The sequence below is a fragment of the Thermogutta sp. genome (assembly GCF_039793925.1).
GTDB lineage: Bacteria > Planctomycetota > Planctomycetia > Pirellulales > Thermoguttaceae > Thermogutta.
In genome coordinates this window covers 1-7,506 of the sequence record NZ_JBAMME010000203.1, presented here as the reverse complement: position 1 = coordinate 7,506, position 7,506 = coordinate 1, and the positions used below count along the sequence as shown (strand labels likewise).

Below are 7,506 nucleotides of genomic sequence, written 5' to 3'. Positions count from 1 at the left end.
GTCCGCATCTCCGCCGAATACAACACGACGGTACTCATCAAGGATGGTGAGGTCGTCATTGACAGCTTCGTGTTTGATGCGGCCTTCGACGCCACTGATGGTGTTCCTAACGACAACTTCGGTCTGCGGAGAATTGACTTCAACGCCAACCAGGTCCTTTATAATATCCCAGCCGACGGTCCTCACCCGCTCACCGTGGAAGCTATTGACGCGGCAGGGAATGTGCGGCAATCCGAGCAACTTCTCATCACAATCGACCTCACGCCTCCCGGGACGCCCTCTCAGCCCCAAATGCTGCCTGACAGTGACACGGGGGCCTTCGACAACGACAATGTAACCCGAATCAACAATCCTGCCTTCAGAGGAACCGCGGAAGCCAATACACTTGTACGCCTCTATGTGCAGAAGAATTTCGGACCGGCACAGCTCGTGGGTCAAGCCTTTGTAGGCTCGGACGAGAGTGACGGTGATCCGACCAACGGCCTGGGAGTGTGGGAAATCACCATCGAGCCGCTGGACGACGGGGTCTACACGATCTACGCCCAGGTGGAGGACCAGGCGGGCAATGACAGTCTGCTGTCCGACCTACGGACCTTTGAAATCGACACTTATGCTCCGAATACTCCGTACCTTGATTTGATCAGTTTGAACGACTCCGGGCGCAGCAGCGTCGACAACATCACAAACGACACGACACCAATCTTTACGATCAGCACCAGTGATCCGAACGAGCTGCTCCATCTGCTGCCCAATAATCTCCGCTACCGAATTTACGATCGCACAGAAGGCGGGCCTGACGTCTTGATCTACGATAGTGGAGCCCTTCTCTCGGTGAACACTGTGACGACACCCTCGCTGGGTCCGCTTTCCGAAGGCGTTCATAATCTCAAGGTTGAAGTCGAGGATCGCGCAGGAAATATCAGCCCAGATTTCCTGCTAACGGTCGTTGTTGACGTGACGCCCCCGCCTGCGTCGTTTGGTCAGCCCGGCTCACCGACCGATGGGCTGGCCGCCGACAGTGATACCGGGCTCGTCGGGTTGCCTGCTCTGGCCACCGACCGGATCACGAGTGATACGACGCCCACACTGTGGGGACGTGCTGAAGCAAACACCATTATTCGGTTGTACGCCGACACCAATGGGAATAATGTGATCGATGCGGCAGATGCTTTCCTGGGTCAAACGACGGCTGTGCCACTGGACGGCAATCACGCTGAGAGGGACGGATACTGGGAGATCACCTCCGCGGTCGACCTCAACGATCCGTTGTTATTCCCCCGAGATGGCCTCCGGACGCTGCTAATGGATGCCCGAGATGTGGCGGGCAATCAGACGCTCGCGCGTCTCAACATCTGGCTTGATACGCAGGGACCACGCGTCACCAGTGTGTTCATCACGTCAGCGCCTGGCTACGATTTGTTCGATCCCAAGCCCACGAGCGGTCCCACACCTCTCATCACACAGCTATCGATCCGTGTCGCCGACTTGCCCATCCGGGCACCGGCTTGGCTCTATGAAGCTCTTGCCCGAGATGGCTCGTCACCAGAATTTGCTCTGGATCCGGGCCATTTCAGCGTGGTGGGCGACGCCAATGGCGTGATCCCGATTGCCAGGGTAACGTTCATCTCCGATCCGATCGTGCCGGGCATGCCCGCGGAAGGCACAATTGTCCTGACTTTCAATGAACCTCTCCCCGATGATCGCTTCACCCTGACAATTGCAGACGAGCTTCGCGATCCGGCCGGAAATCGACTGGATGGCGAGTCAAACGCTGTTGAGCCCCAGGCACCCCCTCTCTTCCCAAGCGGTGACGGTACTCCGGGTGGCTCCTTCGTCGCACGATTCACGGTGGACAGCCGGCCGGAAGTGGGCGTCTGGGCAGCGGGCTCGGTCTGGGTGGATACTAACGGAAACGGCGTTTTCGACCCCGACAATCCCGATTATGTTAACCGCGATTTGACCTACACCATGGGCTTCACCAGCGACGATGTCTTCGCCGGCAACTTCGCGCGCAACCCCGGTGATGTCGCTGACGGCTTTGACAAATTGGCTGCATACGGGCGAGTCAACGGTCAGTTCCGCTGGATCATCGATGTGACCAATGATGGTGTGCCTGACATCAACCTGGTCGAGCCAGCCGCCGTTAACGGTCTGCCCATAGCCGGTCGCTTCGATAATAACGATGCCAATGGCGACGAAGTGGGCGTGGTGACCGCCTTCCCGCCCAACGGACAGCCTTCTTACTGGTACTTCGACACGAACCACGATTATCAGGTTGATTACACACTTACTAGCCAACTCCGCGGCTATCCGATTGTGGGTGATTTCGACGGCGACGGCTTCGACGACCTCGCAACCTTTATGGACGACGTCTTCTACGTCGATCTGGCCAACGGTGTCCGTCGGGGCTGGGACGGCGTAGCTGATTACAGCTTCCGCTTCGGCTTCATCGGAATCCTCGAACGGCCGGTAGCAGCCGACATGGACCGGGATGGCTTCGATGACATCGGTCTCTGGGTTCCCACAGACACAGGACAAACGCCTACCGAAGGTGGCGAGTGGTACTTCCTGATATCAAATGGCCAGTCGATTCTGACCCGAATTGTCACCGACCCCATCAAAGGCTATCGCAAGATTGACTTCAGCCCGAAACCGCTCGGACAGGACCTCTATTTGCGATTCGGCAACAAGTATGCGCTGCCGGTGGTCGGGAATTTCGACCCGCCGGTGGTGCCCAACTCGGTCAGCGGCCCGACCATCCTGGGAACCGATGGGGATGATGTGCTGGAGATCCAGGCAGGTGATACGGCCGCCAACTGGACGATTAAACTCAACAATGTGGTCCAAGCCATTGATTCCGCCGTAACCGAGCTGGTCGTTGATTTAGGAGGTGGCAACGATCGGGTGGTCTTTGTCGGCACTTCTGGAGACGACACCCTGGAGGTCACCCCGGGTTCCTTTGTGTTCTCCGGAACAGGTTACACAATCACGGTACTTCAGGCTGAAACGCTCCAGGCCGATCTGGGCAACGGCAACGACTCGGCAACACTCACCGGAACCACCGGCGACGACAATCTCACAGCATCCCCGACCACGGCGAGACTCGTCGGGCCAGGCCTTGATGCTCTCATTACAGGTGCGGAATCTATCACAGCCTCCGCCGGATCCGGTGGCTCACAAGATATCGCCATGATTTATGACTCGGCCGGCGACGATGCTGCCGCGATTACTGCGACAGGGGCCGTGCTCAGTGGTGCGGGTTACCGCATTGAGGTGAACGGCTTCGATTTCACGCATGTGATCGCTAAATATGGTGGTCAGGATCGAGCCACGTTCACCGGCACCATTGGCACGGATGCTTTTGTCGCACGGCCGGACTACAGCACGATGACACTCTTTGACGGCACATTCTACCGTGCCAAGGGCTTCAGCGAGGTGGAAATCCTTGCTCCGGCCGGAAATGAAAGCTGGATCAAATTCGTGGATGGCTCCGGCAACGATACCTTCGTGGCCAATCCCACCGTGGCTACTCTGAGTGGTCCCGGCTACCGGATCACGGCCCGCCAGGTGGCTTATGTCCACGCGTATGCCCGGTACGGTGGTGTGGATACAGCCAACCTCACTGGCTCGGAGTTCGACGATCGTGTTGTCATTGACGACACATTTGTCAAGGTCTTCGGCGAAGGGTATTTCATCCGCGCCAAAGACTTCGAAGTCGCCACGGTGGACACCTTGACCGGAAACGACTCCATCAAAATCCTGGACACTCCAGGAGACGACAACCTGGTGGCCGAACCGGGGCAACTCACCTACCGCACGCGGAAGCAGGAATTCCGTGTTCAAAATGTCGACACCATGGACATCCGCAGCACGCGGGGTGGTACCGATACCGCTGCTCTCTATGACTCACCTTACAACGACACGCTCACCGCGCAACCTAATCTGACTACCCTCACCGGAGAGGGCTACAGCATCACGGTGCGGGCATTCGATTACGTGCTGGCTTATTCCCGGAGCGGCCAGGATACCGCCAATCTGAGCGGAAGCCCAGGAAACGATCAACTGGTCGGTGACCCCACGAGCATCCGCCTGCTCGGCGATGGATTCTTCATTCGCGCCAAGAATTTCGCCAACGTGTTTGTCAACACAGGTGGCGGCCGCGATCAGGCCAATGTGAAGTTGTCCTCTGCAGTCGATTCCATATTCGCCAACGGGGTGGACACCGTCATCCAGCAGGGGCTCGCCCAGCGATGGACTCTCCGATCCTTTGCGAGAGTCGAGGTCCAGGGGGCAAACGCCAATGATGTGGCGGAAGTGTGGAATGGGCAATTGCTCCATCAGGAACTTGATCTCAACGGCAATCCGCTGCCCGAACCGGATGCCGTGGCTATGCTGATTCTGGACAACGTGCCGCGGATCCGTGTGCGAAGCAACGTGCCACCCCAGGATGAAACCGTAGACGGCACCGCCCAGGTCTTCAAGTTTTACTGGTGATCAGTTTTTACTGGTAAGCAGACCGCGATTGAGTCGCTCCGACTAATGGTCGGCATCAACACCTGAAGGCCCGCCCCTGGAAAGCTGTTTCGCAGGCTGGCCATTAGGTGCGGCAAACGCGGATAGGTTCGGCACCGTATCCTAAGCGCCCGGTTTATCTTTAAACCGGGCGCTTTGTTATTTCAGCGAGATGCACAACACCCTCATTGTTTTCTTGTGGAGTTTTTTCTAGCTGCTGATATCGTTTGCAGTACGTCGGAAAACAGTGTTGTGCCGCGGCGTCAGCCTCTCAGTAAGACCTCTCCCGAGCGCGAGCGTGACCGCTGGCATACGTTCCGTTAAGCGCGCCGGTGGCGGGCCTGCCTTTGTGAAGATCCGAAGCAACCTGTCCCATCCCTTTTAGCACCTTTCTACTCACACCCCACCGTCTCGGTCGGCGTCGCGCAAGAATATCGAGTATTAACCGCACGATAATCCTCAAGAAGACGACTTTTGTGTTGCCGCGTTTTCGGGCACGCACAGGTGCTAGGGGGTTTTTAGAGACGTATGAAGACCCATCAATGTTGAGCGGTCTGGTCGTCGGATGGTGTGGCAGGTCCACCCGAGCTGGAAGAGCGCACGCACAGAACATTCTCTTGCGATGCAGTCATTGGCATCTGGTCTGGTTCGAATGACTGAGAGCTTGCTCCGGATGATCTGCGAAGGGACTCTACAAAGCTCTGTTCAAGTTCGTAGCGCGCTAAAGCCACTTGCATGCAAAGATCAGCGATCAACTCACTCAGATCGACACATTGTTCAAAGAAGCTCAGGAATAAATCCCGAGTTTGCTGGGCCAGGGAAAGGAAATAGGCCCGCTCGGTTTCGGGCAAATTGAGCACCTTCTCTTGGAGTGTATCGATATAAGCTGCGTACTTTTCTAATGTAATGGGAAATCTCCCGGACGCCATCTCGACAAACCTCTCGATTCAAGGATCTTCAGTCAGTTTTTCGTTCCCGGTCTTATCTTACCGACGTTAATGGCGATTCTCGTCCAGCGAGGGGGACGGAAACGCAGAGAAATGATAACGGGCATCCGTGCCCGTCCAACGGGGGTTAGGTATTCGCAACAGGATGCGATTCGGCAAGTTCCCAGCTACCAGAGCTATACTCCGCAAACCGAAGCCGTGTTTTTGTTGACCACCACAGAGAGGTCTTCGTCCGAAAGTATCCGGGCCATATCGATGATCATGATGAGTTTGCCGTTCAGTTCTGACAGCCCGGTGAGGAAGGGACATTCGATTTCCCGAAGCGTCGGCGGCGGAGTGATGTCATCGTGGGGAATGCGGAGCACTTCGCAAACCGCATCGACGAGGACCCCCACGAGAAGGTTTCCCACCTGAACCACGAGAATTCTCGTGGAGTCGTCGATTTCAATCTCGGGCAGTCCGAAGACGACGCGGAGATCGATCACCGGGATGACTTGCTTGCGGAGATTGATCACACCGCGTAGTTGCGGCGGCGAACGGGGGATCCGCGTGATGTTTCCCACCAAGATGATCTCGCGGACCTGAGTGATCGGAATCCCGTAGATCTCGCCGGCCAGGCGAAAATTGACCACCTGGAGAACGCGTTCGTTGCCTTGCCGGAGTTGCTCGGTGAATGCACTACTGGCACCGGTTGTCATGGTAGATCCTCCTCATTCCTTTCCACAGTGCCCACTGAGAACCTGGGGCATGGTGCGTTACTGCTGCAACGACGCGCTCACTCAGTCCGGAAGGAAGTGACCAGTCCACGGAGGACGGCTGCTTGAGCGCCGAGCTCCTCACTGCTCGAAGCCAGCTCTTCGCTGGCCGCCGCATTCTGCTCTGTGATGTGGGAGATCTGTTGAATCGCGCGCGATACTTCTTCAGCACTGTTGGCCTGCTCCACCATGGCTGCTGCAATTTCAGCGACCCGGCTGGCACTCATTTCGACACCCTGGATGATCTTTCGCAGGGCCTCGGCGGTCCGTTCGCTGAGAGCCACGCCCTGCTGGACACGGTTGCTGGACTCGCGGATGAGAGCGGAAATCTCGCGAGCCGCCTGGTTGGAGCGCTCCGCCAGCTTGCGAACTTCGTCGGCCACCACGGCGAAGCCTAGCCCGTGTTCCCCTGCCCGAGCGGCCTCGATGGCCGCATTGAGAGCCAATAGATTGGTCTGGCTGGCGATTTCTGAGATTACCTGGATGATCTCGCTAATTCGATCGGAGCTGGCCTTAATAAGCTCCATTCCTTCCACGGATTCACGAACTGCCTGGGCACCCTCGTTAGCCAGTTCATTGGTTTGCTTGGCGAGTTGATCGGCCTGGGCAGCTGCCTCCCTCACTGTTTGCACCGATCGGGCCAATTCTTCCACAGAGGCCGTCACCTCCTCCACATTGGTCGCCTGTACCTGTGATCCCTGGGCCAGACTTTGCGAACTTTCCGCAATGAGACGAGCCCCTTCTGCGAACTGATTCGCCGACGCAATCAGCTCCTGCAATGCCTCGCGCATATTGGTAACCACAAGGTTGACGTTCTCTTTAAGCACATTGAACTTACCCACAAATTCCGCGGTGACTAGACGAGAGAAGTCCTTGCGGGCCATTGCGTGCAACACGGCGGCTGGTCCGTTTTCGTCCACCACCAGTCGGGTCATGACCGCCACAAGCTGGTTAAGAGCTTTCTTCAATTCTTCGAAGTCCCCGCTGTATTGCGTCTCAATCTGTGGCGGGATGTCTCCGTCGGCAATCTTCTTCATATAGGCCTGAAAAACATGGAACGGCTCCGTGAACGCATCCAAAATGGCGTTTGTTCGTTCTACCATGCCAGCGATATCCCCGCGGAACCGGCTAGCATCCCCGCAATGTCGAAGACGGCCAACCCGCACATTCTTTTCAATTTCGAAAAGAACCTCCTGCACTCCCTGAAGCTGCTCACCCAGGGCGTTGCAGGACTGGACGAGATTCTGGTAGTCGCCCGCATACTGGGTGGTGACACGGGCACGAAGGTCGCC

4 protein-coding genes are annotated in these 7,506 nt (G+C 57.0%); 1 reads left to right on the top strand and 3 read right to left on the bottom strand.

Annotated elements, in window-relative coordinates; genetic code table 11:
- A partial coding sequence (locus ABJK56_RS08135; RefSeq protein WP_347244167.1) for an Ig-like domain-containing protein occupies nucleotides 1–4,494 on the top strand: 4,494 nt, incomplete at its 5' end.
- 557 nt (nucleotides 4,495–5,051) lie between these two features.
- On the opposite strand, the gene ABJK56_RS08130 is transcribed toward ABJK56_RS08135, so the two are convergent.
- From ABJK56_RS08130 to ABJK56_RS08120, 3 genes are all read right to left on the bottom strand, one after another.
- Nucleotides 5,052–5,441 carry a hypothetical protein gene (locus tag ABJK56_RS08130; protein ID WP_347244166.1) on the bottom strand — a complete coding sequence of 130 codons (390 nt, stop codon included), beginning with the start codon at nucleotides 5,439–5,441 and terminating at the stop codon, nucleotides 5,052–5,054.
- Between the two features lie 194 nt (nucleotides 5,442–5,635).
- On the bottom strand, nucleotides 5,636–6,157 hold the full coding sequence (locus ABJK56_RS08125) for a chemotaxis protein CheW (protein ID WP_347244165.1): 522 nt from the start codon (nucleotides 6,155–6,157) through the stop codon (nucleotides 5,636–5,638).
- Between the two features lie 77 nt (nucleotides 6,158–6,234).
- Nucleotides 6,235–7,506, bottom strand: a 1,272-nt coding sequence (locus ABJK56_RS08120) for a methyl-accepting chemotaxis protein (protein ID WP_347244164.1), incomplete at its 5' end; no start/stop codon positions are given.

Coding starts and splice junctions, on each gene's coding strand:
- ABJK56_RS08130 (WP_347244166.1), bottom strand. CDS start 5,441: ATGGCGTCCGGGAGATTTCCCATTACATTAGAAAAGTACGCAGCTTAT.
- ABJK56_RS08125 (WP_347244165.1), bottom strand. CDS start 6,157: ATGACAACCGGTGCCAGTAGTGCATTCACCGAGCAACTCCGGCAAGGC.